This is a genomic window from Flavobacterium jejuense, assembly GCF_006491595.2.
Lineage (GTDB): Bacteria > Bacteroidota > Bacteroidia > Flavobacteriales > Flavobacteriaceae > Flavobacterium > Flavobacterium jejuense.
The window spans coordinates 166,756-182,325 of sequence record NZ_VEVQ02000008.1; the positions used below are offsets into that span (position 1 = coordinate 166,756).

At 27.6% G+C, this 15,570-nt stretch carries 15 protein-coding genes; 8 read left to right on the plus strand and 7 right to left on the minus strand.

The window, feature by feature from the left end; genetic code table 11:
- Positions 1-79 precede the first annotated feature (79 nt).
- The 8 genes from FIA58_RS13390 (at position 80) to FIA58_RS13425 (ending at position 7,077) form a co-directional block, all read left to right on the plus strand.
- The gene (locus FIA58_RS13390; RefSeq protein WP_140962985.1) at positions 80-1,417 is read left to right on the plus strand and encodes an HlyD family secretion protein; all 1,338 of its coding nucleotides are present in this window, start codon (positions 80-82) and stop codon (positions 1,415-1,417) included.
- Positions 1,418-1,510: 93 nt separating this feature from the next.
- Positions 1,511-1,879 carry a cysteine peptidase family C39 domain-containing protein gene (locus FIA58_RS13395; RefSeq protein ID WP_140962986.1) on the plus strand — a complete coding sequence of 123 codons (369 nt, stop codon included), beginning with the start codon at positions 1,511-1,513 and terminating at the stop codon, positions 1,877-1,879.
- A gap of 114 nt (positions 1,880-1,993) precedes the next feature.
- A complete protein-coding gene (locus FIA58_RS13400; protein ID WP_140962987.1) occupies positions 1,994-3,037 on the plus strand; it encodes a vitamin K epoxide reductase family protein in 1,044 nt (347 codons plus the stop codon).
- Between the two features lie 84 nt (positions 3,038-3,121).
- Positions 3,122-3,373, plus strand: coding sequence for a hypothetical protein (locus FIA58_RS13405; RefSeq protein ID WP_140962988.1), 252 nt, complete (start codon positions 3,122-3,124; stop codon positions 3,371-3,373).
- Positions 3,358-4,215 carry a hypothetical protein gene (locus FIA58_RS13410; protein ID WP_140962989.1) on the plus strand — a complete coding sequence of 286 codons (858 nt, stop codon included), beginning with the start codon at positions 3,358-3,360 and terminating at the stop codon, positions 4,213-4,215. Before FIA58_RS13405 ends, FIA58_RS13410 begins: the two co-directional genes overlap by 16 nt.
- Complete coding sequence (locus FIA58_RS13415; RefSeq protein ID WP_140962990.1) at positions 4,205-4,669, plus strand: TlpA family protein disulfide reductase; 465 nt, start codon at positions 4,205-4,207, stop codon at positions 4,667-4,669. Before FIA58_RS13410 ends, FIA58_RS13415 begins: the two co-directional genes overlap by 11 nt.
- 10 nt (positions 4,670-4,679) lie before the next feature.
- Positions 4,680-5,654 carry a carboxypeptidase-like regulatory domain-containing protein gene (locus tag FIA58_RS13420; RefSeq protein WP_140962991.1) on the plus strand — a complete coding sequence of 325 codons (975 nt, stop codon included), beginning with the start codon at positions 4,680-4,682 and terminating at the stop codon, positions 5,652-5,654.
- A gap of 76 nt (positions 5,655-5,730) precedes the next feature.
- On the plus strand, positions 5,731-7,077 hold the full coding sequence (locus FIA58_RS13425) for a TlpA family protein disulfide reductase (RefSeq protein ID WP_165928923.1): 1,347 nt from the start codon (positions 5,731-5,733) through the stop codon (positions 7,075-7,077).
- A gap of 282 nt (positions 7,078-7,359) precedes the next feature.
- Here FIA58_RS13425 and rodA read toward each other — a convergent pair whose 3' ends face one another.
- The 7 genes from rodA to FIA58_RS13460 form a co-directional block, all read right to left on the minus strand.
- Positions 7,360-8,613: a rod shape-determining protein RodA gene (gene rodA / locus FIA58_RS13430; protein WP_140962993.1), complete on the minus strand. Its 1,254-nt coding sequence runs from the start codon at positions 8,611-8,613 to the stop codon at positions 7,360-7,362.
- Positions 8,614-10,527 (minus strand): penicillin-binding protein 2, encoded by a 1,914-nt coding sequence (gene mrdA / locus FIA58_RS13435; RefSeq protein WP_140962994.1) that lies wholly within the window; start codon positions 10,525-10,527, stop codon positions 8,614-8,616.
- Positions 10,524-11,027, minus strand: coding sequence for a rod shape-determining protein MreD (gene mreD / locus FIA58_RS13440; RefSeq protein ID WP_140962995.1), 504 nt, complete (start codon positions 11,025-11,027; stop codon positions 10,524-10,526). The genes mrdA and mreD overlap by 4 nt, the downstream gene beginning before the upstream one ends.
- 1 nt (position 11,028) lies before the next feature.
- Positions 11,029-11,853 carry a rod shape-determining protein MreC gene (gene mreC, locus FIA58_RS13445; RefSeq protein WP_140962996.1) on the minus strand — a complete coding sequence of 275 codons (825 nt, stop codon included), beginning with the start codon at positions 11,851-11,853 and terminating at the stop codon, positions 11,029-11,031.
- A gap of 9 nt (positions 11,854-11,862) precedes the next feature.
- Complete coding sequence (locus FIA58_RS13450) at positions 11,863-12,891, minus strand: rod shape-determining protein (RefSeq protein WP_140962997.1); 1,029 nt, start codon at positions 12,889-12,891, stop codon at positions 11,863-11,865.
- Between the two features lie 57 nt (positions 12,892-12,948).
- A complete protein-coding gene (gene purH, locus FIA58_RS13455; RefSeq protein ID WP_140962998.1) occupies positions 12,949-14,475 on the minus strand; it encodes a bifunctional phosphoribosylaminoimidazolecarboxamide formyltransferase/IMP cyclohydrolase in 1,527 nt (508 codons plus the stop codon).
- A gap of 297 nt (positions 14,476-14,772) precedes the next feature.
- The gene (locus FIA58_RS13460; RefSeq protein WP_140962999.1) at positions 14,773-14,973 is read right to left on the minus strand and encodes a hypothetical protein; all 201 of its coding nucleotides are present in this window, start codon (positions 14,971-14,973) and stop codon (positions 14,773-14,775) included.
- Between the last annotated feature and the right edge of the window lie 597 nt (positions 14,974-15,570).

Below are 15,570 nucleotides of genomic sequence, written 5' to 3' on the forward strand. Positions count from 1 at the left end.
AACATAGATTGAAAATTAGTGAAATTTTTAAATCTATGTTCCAATACTATAAATGTTATTTTAAGATTAAAAAGATATAATGCCAAACGAGAATCAAAATAATCACGTTACAACTTCTTCTGATATAGAATTAAGAAGTGAACAGGTACAAGAAATACTAACAAAAGTTCCACATTGGATGATACGATGGGGAAATTTAGTAATTCTAATTATGTTGTTGATGGTTTTGCTATTTTCCTATTTCATTAAATATCCCGATATTAATACAACACAAATTATTGTAACTACGGCTATTCCTCCTGAAAAATTAATGGTTAGAACATCAGGTAAAATAGAATCAATTTTAGTAAATGATAATGATATTGTTGAGAAAAATACTCCTTTGGCTATTATTGAAAATTCAGCAAATTATGAAGATGTGTTTTTGTTAAAAAGTATTATTGATACAATTCAAGTTGATAGAATACCATTTCCTTTTGATAAGTTACAATATACCCAATTAGGAGATGTAGAAAACGCTTATGCTCTTTTTCAAAAAGAATACAGTGCAAATGACTTACTAAAACGATTAAAACCTTATCAAGTTGAGTCTAGAGCTCAAGGTTTTGAAGCTAGTCAGTTAAAAGAGAGACTAGTTTTATTAGAATCTCAGAAAAGTATTAATCAATCCGAATTAGAACTTGAAAAAAATCAATTAGATAGACAAGAGCTTTTATATAAGAAAGGAGTTATTGCAGCTCAAGAATTTGAAAAATTTAAACTTACCTATTTGCAATCTCAAAAGAATTACAAAAACTTATTAAGTTCTATTTCTCAATTGAAATCTTCTTTAAACGAATTAAATAGAAGTAGCAAAACCACAACTATAAATTCTACTAAAGATGCTGTTAATTTAGAAAGAAACGTGTTGCAATCTTTTTTTCAATTGAAAAAAGCCATTAAAGATTGGGAATTAAACTATGTATTAAGAACTTCAATGCAAGGAAAAGTTTCTTTTTTACAATTATGGTCTGCAAATCAGTCAGTTTCAGCAGGTGATCAAGTTTTTTCAGTAGTACCAATAAATGAAAAAAAATATATCGGAAAAGTAAAAGCATTGGCACAAAATTCTGGAAAAATTAAAAAAGGACAAACAGTAAATATACGCTTGGCTAATTTTCCAGATAGAGAATATGGTGTTGTAAAAGGAATAGTAAATAATATTTCAGCTACTCCTGATAAAGAAGGTAATTTATTGATAGATGTAGCTTTGCCAAATGGTTTAGAAACATCTTATGAAAAGAAAATAGTTTTCCAACAAGAAATGACCGGAACGGCTGATATTGTTACGGAAGATCTAAGATTAATTGAAAGATTATTGTATCAGTTTAGGGATATTTTTAGCAGAAGTAATGAATTGAAAAAAGAAGAAAAATAATTTCCATATAATTCTATTTTATATTTAACATAAAATTATTAATAGTTGATATTTCATTTTTTAGATTTGATTTGTAAGAAAATAATTTAAATAATGGAAAAATTAGTATTCAGATACTTACAAAAGGTAAAGTATGATTTTAAGGTTAATGAATATAAAGAAACTTATTCTTCTCATCCTAATTATCCAAGTTTATTAGCAATAACTGAATCATTAACTACAGTAGGAATTGATAATATTGCAGTAAATGTTCCTTTTGTACATATAGATGAATTACCTATTTTTTTCTTAACAGAATTAAGTATTAATACTAATTCTGAACTTTATTTGCTTGTAAATAAAGAAGAAAACTTTGTTATTGAAAATGAAAAACAAGAAATTGAAATTTTAAATAAAGAAGATTTAGAAAAGTACTGGAAAGGAACAGTATTAATCATTAAAGAAAATGAAAACTTAAATTAACTAATACTGAAAAGCTTAAAAAATTTCGTCTATTATTTCCTATATCTATTATATTATTGGCTTTTGTGAGTCTTTTTAACTCATGAAACCACTCTTTTTTATAAAATAATATTATTGTTATCTATTGTAGGTGTATTCATTACAAAAGAGATTCTGATTACTTATTTTAATGTAAATAACAAGGAAGAATCAAAGTTTTGTTCTGTTAATAAAGAGTTTTCTTGCAATACAATTATACAATCTAAATCATACGCTTTTTCAAAATATGTAGAATTTGTAGATCTACCAATAATATTTTTTAGTTTTTCTTTTTTAGGACTAATTTTTGGCATAAATATTGTAAGTATTATAGTGTTAATAAGTTCTTTTTCGTTACCAGTAATTGCTTTTTCAATTTATTTACAAAAAATAGTACTTAAGAAATGGTGTTTGTTATGCTTAATTGTATCATTTATATTAATTCTTAATGTGTTATTTTACTTATTAAATTACAATGCAGTTAATTATGAAATAAAAAATATCCTTATTGGAGCTTTATTTTTAGCTGTGGTTTCAGTTTTGTGGTTTTTTGTGAAAAGTAAAATAAAGGATTTGAATGCTAATAAAAATGAATTAAGACAATTAATCCGTTTTAAAAGAAGAGAAGAAATTTTTTATAAAATAGCTGATGCTGTTAATAATAAACAAGAATTACTAGCGTTAAATAAAATAAGTATTGGAAACAATAATTCAAAAAATGGACTGATTTTATTTTTGAGTCCTAGTTGTCCACATTGTCATGTAGCATTTAAAGAGGCATTAGATTTAGTATCAAAATATCCAGAAAAAGTTAAATTGAATATTGCATATAATTTAAGCATAAATAATACAGACAATCCTTATTTAGAAGTTGCAAAAACAATTATAGCTCTTTATAAAGATAATCTAGATTTTTTAAATGCTTTAAAGGATTGGCATGTCAATAAAATGGAGTTAAAAGATTGGACAGATAAATGGGAATTAGATTACAATGCTTTAATTGTAAATGAAATATTAGAAAAACAATTACAATGGTGTGAGTTAAATGATTTTAATTATGTACCTGTAAAGATTTTTAATGAAGTTTTAGTGCCAAATGAATACAGAATTAACGAATTACTCTATTTTTTTAAGGAGTAATTCTCAACGTATTTTTGCAAGAGTAGTCAGAGACTCAATTGACTTTAATAGTTTGAGTAATTTCAATTTATATAATTTACAAGTATGAAAAAATCAATTTTGAATTTAGAAGGAGTTCAAGTTTTAACAAAAAAACAAATGAAAATGGTTGATGGAGGGAGAAGATGTTCTCTTGACACAAGTACAGAGCCTCAAGTTTTATATTCTCCAGGAACTACGGAAGGCCCAAATGCTGGAGAGTTAGTCCCTGTTGCAGTTACTTGTGCTTATACATGTAGAAATACTTTTCTAGGAATTGGAGTAGGTTCAACATATACTGTATGGGGTGGATGTTAATATCAAATAAGGTAGGAGTTTTTTTACTCCTATCCTTTTTATTTAATATTTTAAATATATTTTCACAGAGAAAAATATATGTTTTTTCATGTAATGATAGTTTACCACTTAGTAATGCTATTCTTTTTTCAAAGAATAAAAAGATTGGACAAACTGATTCTTTTGGTAAAACAATAATAGAAGCAAGTGTTACGGATTTTAAAATCTTAAAAGAAGATTTTTTGGAACTGGATATTAAAAGTATTGAATCGGATTCTTTAGTTTTTCTTAAAAAAGATACAATTCATAATGTCGAAAAGGATTCTAAATTTGGGTTGTTTATTAAAGACAAACTTGATTTATTCTTCACAAAAGAGACTAATTTTTCATTTAATGAAAATGGAGTTGTCAGGTTTAAGAATATTCCAAATAAGAAAATTACTGAAATTTTAGTTGAAGTATGTGATGTATTTGGTGTTAAAAATATAAAATATAAACCTTTCAAGATTTCAATTTATGAGAGTGATAGTGTGTCAAACTTTATGGCTAATAAACTTTATGAAAGCGAAGTTTTATATAAGGAAAATAATGAAAAATATTTTAAATATATTTTAAATAGAAGCATTCAGATAAAATCTAAATATATATACGTTTCTTTTGAAATACTATCAATTGATTACTATGTCCCAAATTTTATACAGTCAAAAGTAGGAACTATAGCAGCGGTGCCAAGTATTAAACTAATAAAAGATAAAAATCTTTTTTCATTTAAATTCTCAACTCCATGTAAATCATGTGAGTCAAACGTAGTTTTCAAAAAAATAAATAAAAATTTTAATATAAAAGTAAAATATGAAAATTAAAGCATTTTTGATTATAATCATTTTACCCTTCTTGTTAGGAAATAGACAATCTAGTCCTGATAGAATTCCATATTCTAAAATTATCGAAAAGTATAAAGGTAATCTCATTTATGTTGACATGTGGGCTAGTTGGTGTAAACCATGTAGAAGTGAAATAAAAAAAATGAAGAAAATAAAAGAAAAATACCCCAACATTGTTTATTTATATATAACTATGGATTTAGACAGAGAAGCTTGTGCGAAAGCAATAAAAAAAGACGGCATAATTGATGAGAGTAAAAATTATTTTATCATAGACATAATAAAGGATGAAAAGTATAATGAAATTAAATCTGATAAGAGTATTCCTCATTATTTGCTTTATAATGAAAAAGGAGAATTGGTTAATACAAATGCCCCAAGACCAAGTAATAAAGAATTAATAATTGAATTAGATAAATATTTAAAACACTAGTTTAAATCTAATGAAATCAATATTAGTTATATTTTTAGTTTTTTTTATCTTTCCTCTTTTCTCCCAAGAAAAAATCAAAATATTAGATTTTAAGACCAAAGAACCTATTCCTTTCGTTACTGTTATTCTAGATAATAATAATGGAATTTATTCTGATGAAAATGGAGAAATTGATAATTCATTCTTAACTTCTGAGAAAATTCATTTAACATGTATTGGTTATGATGAGCTCGAAATTTTAGTTAAAGATTTATTAGATAATACAATTTTTTTAAAATCAAATACTACATTTCTAAATGAAGTTGTTGTATCAAACAAAAATAGCAAATTTAAAACGAGTAAATTTGATGTAACTAAACATAATAATTTTATGGATGGTCATATGTTGATAATAGGAGGAGAAATTTCTTGTTTTATTAATAATTCCAATGAAGGTAAAACGGTTCAAATAAAGACAATTAAAATTCCTGTAATAACGAAAACAATCTCTTTTTCAAAAGATAAGGAAAATAAGAAGCAAATAGTTAAAAAATTAAAGTTTGCTAGTAAATTCAAATTGTCATTTTATGATAATAATAATGGTAAACCAGGTAATCCTATTTATACCCCAAAAAGTATTGTTTTTAACTTATCTCAAGAGAAAAGTGTTTTTGATATTAATATTAGTGATTATGATATTTACTTACCTAACGAAGGACTTTTTGTTAGTTTGATAAATCTTGGACCAGTTGATGAAAATGATAAATTTATTCAAAGTGAACCATTTGAAGTAAAACAGTTTAATGGAAAGCAAGTTAAAGTTGTAAAACCAACAAAGCCATTTTTTCCAGTAATTAAAGAATGGAATGCCTCAAAGACTTTTTATAGATTTTCATTTGATAATGATAGCAAGTGGGAAATGTTTTACAAGCATGGAAAGAAAAACAATTCTGAAGTTCATAACTTAGGAATTGGTTATGAATTAAATGTTTATGAGCAATTTTAATATTTTTTTGTATCAGTTTAGAACTGTTTTTAGTTAAGCAATGAAATTTAAAAGGAAGAACAATAAGGTTTATCTAATGCTATTTTTAATTTTTATTTCATTTTCATGTAATAAAAAAGGTAATAAAGAAGTTGAAGGATTATTGTCTAATAATCTAAAAGCAACGAACGAAATAAATGATTCAATTATAATTTCAGTAAATTTTAAATCTGAAGGGAAAATTGCTTTTAATATTAAAGATAAATATCATCAGTATTATTTTTTAGGTTTTATTAATAATTCTCAAAAAGATACTACAATTGTAAAAAAAATACCTAGAATATTTAAAAACCAATTGATTGATTATTTTGGTTTTGAAAACAAAAATGGTAAACCTGAGTTTTTTGAAAACTATTTTTTAATTGATAGTACTAAAAATGAGATTTTATTTAATTATTCTAATGAAAAAGCAACACTAATTAGTCATAAAGATAAAAATGATATTAATTCTATACATTCAATATATAACAAGTTAGATGTTAAAATAAAAAATTCAGGTAAGCTTAATGAAGATCAAAAAAAGAAATTGTACTCTGAATTAGAAATGCTATATACATCATCATTAGAGAAGGCAAGTAAAATAGAGAAAGAATTAATCAAAACGTATTATATTTCTATACTTCAAAAAATCTATCCTCAAGATAAAAGAATTGATGATTTTATGAAAAATATTAAATCTCCAATGGCATGTAATCCATTTTCTTCAATTCTTTTTAACTATACAGACGATAGGATAGAAATGTTTAATTTTAGTAAATTAAACGAAACCAATTACACTAAGGAATATATTGATATACTTTCTATTGGAATATTTAATTTTTTAAGATTTGAAGGCAATAAAGGGAATGAAAAATATAAGTTAGCTAAAGATTGGTTGATTAAAACAGATTTATATAGTAATGATTCAATTTATATTAAAAATGAAATTACACCTAAAGATAGTTTAATATTAAAGCAAAAATTAGAAAAGCTTACTTTTATTGATGTAAAGGATAATCCTTATGGGATTCGTCAAGTTGTTAAAAACAAAACGTCTAAATATTATTTAATTGATTTTTGGACAACATGGTGTTCACCTTGTATTCAAAACATTAAGAGTATACATAAAATGGATTTACCAAAGAATTTAAGTATTATATACATAAGTATGGATAAAGGAAAAGATAAAGGAAAATGGTCAGCTAAATCTGAGGAACTTAATCTCAATAATTCATTTTTATTTGTAGAAAATGAAAGTAATAAAAATATAATTAATGAAATTGAGTTAAACCAATTACCAAGATATATTTTAATTGATAAAGATTTCAATATGTTAAATACAAATATGATTACACCACAAGAAGGAGATTTTTTAAAAGAATTAAAAAGCTATATTAAGGAATAATAAGTTTTCTGCACCTTCAGAAAGCCTAATTTTAAAAAGTACGTTCAGTTTTATGAAAATTATTTTGAAATATTATATTATTTAAGATGTTTAAACTTTATCAGTAATAATACTAGAAGTTATTGTATTAATAAATAGTATAATAACAATAGTGTTTGAAATATTAGTGATAAAGGAGAGTAATGAGGGTAATAAATTAAAGTATGAAAAAATCAAGATTCAATTCAAAAGAATTTAGGAATAGATATTGGCTACGAAATAATTTATTCAGATTAAAATTTATTACCATTCATTTACTTTGTTGGCATCCAGCTTAATAAAAATAAACAGCATAATTGTAAAGGCCCACAAACTAGAACCACCATAGGAGAAAAAGGGAAGAGGAACACCTATTGTAGGAAAAAGTTTTATTAACATAGCTATGTTAACAAAGAAATGCGTAAACAAATAACTAGCAACGCAATAACCATACACTCTACTAAATTTGGTTTTTTGTTTTTCAGCTAGACTAATTATTCGTAAAAATAAAGTTACAAAAAGAAGAATAACTAGAGAACTACCTATAAAACCCCATTCTTCTCCTACAGTTGTAAAAATATAATCTGTGTGTTGTTCTGGTACGAAACCTCCTTTAGTTTGTGTACCTTCTAGGTAACCTTTACCTGTTAATCCACCAGAGCCTATAGCAATCATAGATTGGTTTAAATTGTAACCTTCTTTCTTGACATCAACATTGTCTCCCAAAAGCACATCAATTCTATCTTTTTGATGTGACTCTAAAACATTATTATAAACATAGTTTACAGAAAAAACAAATCCAGAAATAATGATAAAAATAAATAAAAAAAGAATTGGATTTCTAGTAACTTTTCTACTCCTTAAGTAATAAATAAGCATAATTATTGCAATGCAAAGCATTATATATTTAGGGTCTATTTTAAGGGCAACAAAGAAAAGTACAATAGCACCAAAACCTGAAAATAAATACCATCCTGGAAGGCCTTCTCTATTTAGTACAAAAATTAAGGATAAAAAGATCATAGCGCTACCAGCATCAGGCTGTAGTAAGATTAAAAATATTGGCAATAGAATAATACCAAAACCAATAAGTTGATGCTTTACATTTTTTAAGTTAATTTGAGGAAAACTCAAATATTTAGCTAGTAATAAAGCAACTCCAGTTTTAACAAATTCAGAAGGTTGAAATCCAAAACCTCCAAATTTATACCAATTGGTTTGTCCTTTTATTGTAGAGCCAAAAACGAACAAACCTAATAGTAATAAAATACCTATGCCATAAAAAACAAAAGAAAAGCGTTCGAAAATTTTAGCGTCTAAAAAAAGTAAAATAAAAATTAAAGGAATACTCAAAAGAATAAATAGCATTTGCCTTCCATAAATTTGTTTGGTGTCAAATATAGATGTTACTTCAGGAGGTAAGGAGGCTGAATAAATAGTTAGCCAACCCATAGTAACCAAAGTGATATATAACAAAATAGTAAGCCAATCTATGTTCCCTATGCTTTTGCCTCTCATTTAATTTGTTTCTTCTTCTTTTAGTGTTAAACTCTGTTTTGTATTATCTACTGTTACGGTTTCTGTAAATCGTTGATAAATGATGTTCTCAATTTTTTTATATTCGTCTTCTAGTGATCCATTCAACATTCTATTTTCTAAATCTGTTCTTGTTATTTCTCCATTAACATATTTTTCAATCATCAAAGTTGCTATTGGGCCAGCCCAGCGGTTTCCCCAATATCCATTTTCTACAAAAACTGCTATTGCTATAGTCGGGTTTTCTTTAGGTGCAAAAGCAACAAATATGGAATGATCCTTTAATTGATAGGTTTTGCCTCCAACCCTAATTTTGTTTTCAGCTGTCCCAGTCTTTCCACAGATTTGCATGTCTTTTACTTTTAAACTAGCTGCGGTACCTTTGTTATAAACATCAGCTAAACCTTCTATTACAGGGTCAAAATATTTAGAATCGACAGTTGAAATATTCTTAGTGGTGTACTTTTTGTCTAATGGTTTGTCTTTTATTTTCTTTACGATATGTGGTGTGAAAAAATAGCCTTTATTAGCTACTACAGCCATCATATTTGCTAATTGAAGAGGAGTGGTTAAAACTTCTCCTTGCCCAATTCCGTTTGAGATTATCGTAGAGCCTTTCCAACCACCATTAGGATAAATTCTTTGATATGTTTTTGATGTAGGAATATTTCCTTTTTTTCCAATTGGTAAGTCGGTACCCATGTAGTTACCAAGACCAAAACTTTTAACATGATCTGACCAAACATCAACTCCTTTTGAAGAGTTTTTAAATTTATCAATAGTATTTCTATAAACACTACAAAAATAAGTATTACATGAATTGTAGATTCCGTTGTTTAATTTTGATAAACCAGAATCATGGCACTTCATAAAACGACCAGCACCGTATGAGAATCCATGATGACAAACAAAACCTGTTTCTGTATTAATTACTTCTTCTTGAAGACCAATAAGTCCTGTCAAAATTTTAAATGGAGAACCAGGAGGATATTGGGCTAAAAGACCTCTATCAAATAAGGGATTTGCAATTGAATCGCGATATAAAGCAGTATAGTTTTTTGATCTTTGTCTTCCTACAAGTAAGGCTGGATCAAAAGTAGGAGCAGAGACAAGTGCAAGAATTTCACCTGTTTTAGGTTCTATAGCAACTATTCCACCTCTTTTGTTTACCATTAACTCAGTTCCGTATTTTTGTAACTCATAATCAATAGTTAATGTTAAGTCTTTTCCTTGTTGGGCTAGAGTATCAAACTTTCCTTCTTTATATGGTCCAATAACTTTATTGTATTTATTTCTCAATAAATACTTCACTCCTTTTACACCTCTTAGTATGTCTTCATATTCTTGTTCAACACCCTGTTTGCCTATTAAGTCACCACTATTATAATAAGGAGATTTGTTAATAATAGCTTCGTTAACTTGGGTAATGAAACCAAAAATATTTGCCCCAAATGCTACTTGATAATCTCTTAAGGCTCTTTTTTGAGTATAAAATCCTTCAAATTTTCTTTCTTTTTCTTGAAAAGCAGCGTATTCTCTCTTGCTTAATTCTGAAAGAAATACAGAAGGTAATCTTGGACTATAATCAGTTGCTTTTTTTACTTTTTTTATAAATTCTTCTTTGTCTATTTTTAATGAATTACAAAAATCAAGTGTGTCAAAATTCTTTATTTCTCTAGGAATTACCATGATATCATAGGAAGGTTGATTAGCTACTAATAACTCCCCATTTCTATCATATATATATCCTCTTTCAGGAAAATCAAAAACTTTTTTTATGGCATTATTTTCAGATTGAAGTTTTAGTGAATCATCAATTATTTGTAAATAGAATATACGAGCAATTAGAATTATTGCTACTACAATTATAAAAGAGGGTAATACAATTCTTCTCATCGTTTACTAGGTTTAATTAAATAAATTATGAGTAAACAAACAATAAATGAAAGTAAAGTTGAAAATAATGTTCTTGCTATTATTGTAAAAAATAAAGTAATTCTAAAGTACTCAAATGAAAACAAAATAAAGTGATGAATGAAAATAGCAAGTAAAATATAAGACACTCTTTCAGATGTTATTTTATCTGCTATTTTAACAGTTTGGTATTCGTAACTTATACCAAATGCAAAACGAAACAGATTGGGTCTAATGAAAGCAAGAACAGTACAGGCCATGGCATGAATTCCATTTGAATTACTAAACATGTCAATGATTAATCCTAAAAGGAAACTAGTTATTAATAGTATGTTTTTGTTTCCGTTAACGGGAAATAATAATATAAATAAAATATACGGATAAGGATTTGCATATCCTTGCATATTAATATTGTTGAAGACGATTACTTGTAAAAATATAAGTAATACAAATCGAATTATATTTAGAATGTTGTTATTCAATTTATTTAGCTAATGTTTCTTTTTCTAATTTTTGTTTTTCTTCTTTATGAGAGTTACTAATGATGTACACATATCCTAAAGCTGTCATATCATTAAATAATCTAATATTAATAGTGTAATAGTTGGTTTGTTTATTAATAAACAACTGGTCTATTTTTCCAATAGGTATGTTTTCAGGAAAGATATCGGAATTAGCTCCAGTAACAATAGAGTCTCCTTTCTTGATGTTAGCTAACCTAGGTACGTCTATTAATTGAATATAGCCTACATTTTTTCCGTCCCAATTTAAAGAACCAAAATGATTGGAACTCTTTATTTTTGCATTAATTTTTAATTCGGTGTTTAAAATGCTAATTATGGTAGCATAATTTTTAGATGTCTTTTCAATGATGCCTACTATTCCTTTTTCATTTATAACACCCATACTGTTTTTTATACTGTCTTTTTCACCTGCGTTTATGGTTAAAAAATTCTCTTTAACATTGAACGAATTTTTAATGACTTTAGCTTTTGTAACCGTGTAATATAAAGAATCTTTAAGCTTAAGTTTTTTTAAATTAAGTAAAGTGTCTTTCTTGTTGAATAATAATTCTTTTAATCTTGTATTTTCTTCTGCTAAAACTTCATTTTTCTCTTTTAAACTTAAATATTCATTTATTGAATTAATATTTTCGTAAACTCCTCCGGTTAAATTATTAGCACTATTTATGTACTCACTTCTATGAAAAGAATGTGATTGTATAATTAGAGCAAATGAAATGCCCAAAAGCAGCAAAAACAGCAATCTGTAGCTGTTTTTTATAAAGAAATAGAGTATTTGCTGCATGAATTATTTTTATTTTATAAGGATGCTTTTATATTTATTTAGATTTTTTAATGCTATTCCTGTTCCTCTTACTACAGCCCTTAAAGGATCTTCTGCAATATAAACAGGTAAGTCAGTTTTTATAGAGATGCGTTTGTCTAATCCTCTTAACATAGAACCACCACCTGCAAGATAAATACCTGTATTGTAAATATCAGCAGCTAGCTCTGGAGGTGTTTGTGATAACGTTTCCATTACTGCATCTTCAATACGTTGTATCGATTTGTCAAGAGCTTTGGCTATTTCTCGATAAGAAATATCAACCTGTTTGGGTTTACCTGTTAACAAATCTCTACCTTGAACTTGCATTTCTTCTGGTGGACTGTCTAAATCTTCAGTTGCAGCTCCTATTTGAATTTTAATTTTTTCAGCAGTAGTTTCTCCCACAAATAAATTATGTTGGGTTCTCATGTAATATATTATATCATTGGTAAATACATCACCAGCAATTTTAACTGATTTATCACAAACGATACCTCCTAATGCTATAACAGCAATTTCGGTAGTTCCACCACCAATATCAACAATCATATTTCCTTTTGGTTGCATGATGTCTACTCCAATACCTATAGCTGCTGCCATAGGTTCATGAATTAAATAAACTTCTTTTCCGTTTACTCTTTCACATGATTCTTTTACCGCTCTCATTTCAACTTCGGTAATACCAGAGGGAATGCACACTACCATTCTCAATGCAGGTGTAAAAAGTCTTTTCTTTAATGCTGGAATACTCTTGATAAGCATACTTATCATTTTTTCAGAAGCATCAAAGTCTGCAATTACACCATCTTTAAGTGGGCGTATGGTTTTAATGTTTTCATGAGTCTTACCTTGCATCATATTGGCTTCTTTACCAACAGCTATAATTTTTCCAGTTATTCGGTCTCTAGCAACAATAGAAGGACTGTCTATTACTACTTTATCGTTGTGAATGATTAAGGTATTTGCTGTACCAAGGTCAATTGCTATGTCCTCAGTCATGAAATCAAAAAATCCCATATGCTTTTTTAGGGTTTTATATTAGTATAATGTTCGTGTTCTACAAATGTAATAAAATTAATGTTTAAAATGACGTGTTCCTGTAAATACCATTGATACATTATTTTCATTACAATAGGCTATGCTTAATTCATCTTTAATTGATCCACCAGGTTGAATGACGGAAGTTATACCAGCTTTGTTTGCAATTTCTACGCAATCAGGAAATGGGAAGAAAGCATCACTAGCCATAACTGCTCCCGTTAAATCAAATTCAAAAGTAGTTGCTTTTTCAATAGCCTGTTTTAAAGCGTCAACTCTGGAAGTTTGTCCTGTTCCTGAAGCACACAATTGTTTGTTTTTTGCTAAAACAATAGTGTTAGATTTTGTGTTTTTACAAATTTTAGAAGCAAAAATTAAATCTTCAATTTCTTCTTCTGTTGGATTAGTATGGGTAACGTTTTTTAAGTGTTGTTTAGTATCAGTAATGTTATCTTTATCTTGAACAAGCATTCCGTTTAAGCAAGTTCTTATCTGTTTTGTAGGTAAATCAACATCATTTATTACTAATAAAATTCTATTTTTCTTTTCTTCTAATAAGTCGATAGCATTTTTATCGAAAGAAGGAGCGATAACTACTTCACAAAATAAATTATGGATTTCTTCAGCAGTTGCTAAATCAATATTTCCATTAGCAATTAAGACACCTCCAAAGGCAGAAGTTGGATCACCAGCTAAAGCATCTAAGTATGCTTCTTTCATTGTATCTCTTGTTGCTATTCCGCAAGCATTATTGTGTTTTAAAATAGCAAAAGTAGGAGCGTCATTTTTGAATTCATTCATTAAAGTAACAGCTGCATCTACATCTAGTAAGTTGTTGTAAGATAAGGCTTTTCCGTTTAATTTGGTGAACATAGCATCAAAATCCCCAAAGAAAAATCCTTTTTGATGTGGGTTTTCACCATATCGTAAGGTTTCACCGTTAGCAATACTAGTTTTTAAATAGGTTTCATCTGTGTTGAAATAGTTGAAAATAGCTGTGTCATAATGAGAAGAAACATGAAATGCTTTTGTAGCTAATAGCTTTCTTTGTTCTATTGTTGTTGCTCCATTCTCTTTGGTATAGAAATCTAAAAAAGAAGTATATTCTTCCACAGAAGGCACAATTACGGTGTCTTTAAAGTTTTTTGCGGCCGCTCTAATTAATGAAATACCTCCAATGTCTATTTTCTCAATAATATCGGCTTCACTTGCTCCAGAAGCAACAGTTTTTTCAAAAGGATATAAGTCAACTATTACTAAATCTATTTGTGGAATGTTGTATTCTTCCATTTGAGCTACATCTGTAGTGTTGTCTTGACGATTTAAAATACCACCAAAGACTTTAGGATGTAAAGTTTTTACTCTTCCTCCTAGAATAGAAGGATAATCAGTTACTTCCTCTACTGGAACAACTGGAATACCTAATTCTTTAATAAAAGCTTCGGTTCCACCTGTTGAATAGATGGTTACGTGATTTTGGTGAAGCGTTTTTACAATTGGTTCTAATCCAGTTTTATCAAATACCGAAATTAAGGCAGCAGTGATTTTTTTTGTTGTGCTCATAGTGTGTGTTGTGTTGTTGTTACGAATAAAATCAATTTTTTAATCGAATTTATTTGGATATGGTTTTTCGTTTTGCAAAAGTAGTTATACTTATTAAAACTTTCAACAATTATGAACACAGAAAAAAAGATTTTATTAATAAATTATTGTTTAAAAGATGATTTTAATTTTTAAGTGGAAATTTATTAAAATGAGTAGCTGTTTTTTGAACATGTTTGAAGTCTTCTTTTTTAAATAGAACGAATATCGAAAATTGCTTTCAAAATTGTTTTTTACTTATAATTCTCAACGCTTGGATTATAACAATTCTGGTGAAGCTAGAACAATTACATTTTTTAAATAAGCATTGTTGAGTGATTCAAAAACTGCTTCTTGACTATAATTTTCTAATAATGAAGTATAATAAGAAACAGGAAATAAAAGTGTTCTTATAACAAACGTGGAAAAAGTAGAAAAATCATTTATAAAAGGGTGAGTTTTAAGGAAAAATAACTCCATTTATCCAAGTTTAAAAACAATCTAAAACAGATTAAAGAAAGGAGAGAAAGCTCATTAATCCGCGTGCTTTTTAAACACAAACCATCCCCACAAACTTGTCATCTTGACGAAGGAAAGACCCCACATCAACTTCCACTTTCAATTTAAATCAGTAAAATACGCGTGCTTTTTAGACACAAACCACATCCCCAAACTTGTCATCTTGACGAAGGAAAGACCCCACATCAACTTCCACAATCAAACACCTCAAACTAGTTAAATCTCATTAGTTAGATGTTTAGCTTCTTGTGAGTTCCCTCCTTTGTCGGCATGACAAGTTTATGGAAGCGATTTGCTGATAAAAAATGATATAATTAAAAAGACATCAAGACAACACAAATTAAGAAATTTTCAACCACAATATTCACATTCAATCTTGTCATCTTAACTAAGGAAAATCCACATCAACTTCCACTTTCAATTTAAAATCTGCGAAATCTGCGAGCTATTTTATCCCAAACAAACACAACAATCTTGTCATCTTTCCCGAATAGTCGGGAGAAGGAAAGATCCTATAATCAACTTCTACCATCAACCATTCCTTCATCCTTACTTGCT

What these genes read in the sequence shown, in the direction of transcription:
- FIA58_RS13390 (WP_140962985.1), top strand. Translation starts at nt 80, where the DNA reads ATGCCAAACGAGAATCAAAATAATCACGTTACAACTTCTTCTGATATA.
- FIA58_RS13395 (WP_140962986.1), top strand. Translation starts at nt 1,511, where the DNA reads ATGGAAAAATTAGTATTCAGATACTTACAAAAGGTAAAGTATGATTTT.
- FIA58_RS13405 (WP_140962988.1), top strand. Translation starts at nt 3,122, where the DNA reads ATGAAAAAATCAATTTTGAATTTAGAAGGAGTTCAAGTTTTAACAAAA.
- FIA58_RS13410 (WP_140962989.1), top strand. Translation starts at nt 3,358, where the DNA reads ATGGGGTGGATGTTAATATCAAATAAGGTAGGAGTTTTTTTACTCCTA.
- FIA58_RS13415 (WP_140962990.1), top strand. Translation starts at nt 4,205, where the DNA reads ATGAAAATTAAAGCATTTTTGATTATAATCATTTTACCCTTCTTGTTA.
- FIA58_RS13420 (WP_140962991.1), top strand. Translation starts at nt 4,680, where the DNA reads ATGAAATCAATATTAGTTATATTTTTAGTTTTTTTTATCTTTCCTCTT.
- FIA58_RS13425 (WP_165928923.1), top strand. Translation starts at nt 5,731, where the DNA reads ATGCTATTTTTAATTTTTATTTCATTTTCATGTAATAAAAAAGGTAAT.
- rodA (WP_140962993.1), bottom strand. Translation starts at nt 8,613, where the DNA reads ATGAGAGGCAAAAGCATAGGGAACATAGATTGGCTTACTATTTTGTTA.
- mrdA (WP_140962994.1), bottom strand. Translation starts at nt 10,527, where the DNA reads ATGAGAAGAATTGTATTACCCTCTTTTATAATTGTAGTAGCAATAATT.
- mreC (WP_140962996.1), bottom strand. Translation starts at nt 11,853, where the DNA reads ATGCAGCAAATACTCTATTTCTTTATAAAAAACAGCTACAGATTGCTG.
- FIA58_RS13450 (WP_140962997.1), bottom strand. Translation starts at nt 12,891, where the DNA reads ATGGGATTTTTTGATTTCATGACTGAGGACATAGCAATTGACCTTGGT.
- purH (WP_140962998.1), bottom strand. Translation starts at nt 14,475, where the DNA reads ATGAGCACAACAAAAAAAATCACTGCTGCCTTAATTTCGGTATTTGAT.
- FIA58_RS13460 (WP_140962999.1), bottom strand. Translation starts at nt 14,973, where the DNA reads ATGGAGTTATTTTTCCTTAAAACTCACCCTTTTATAAATGATTTTTCT.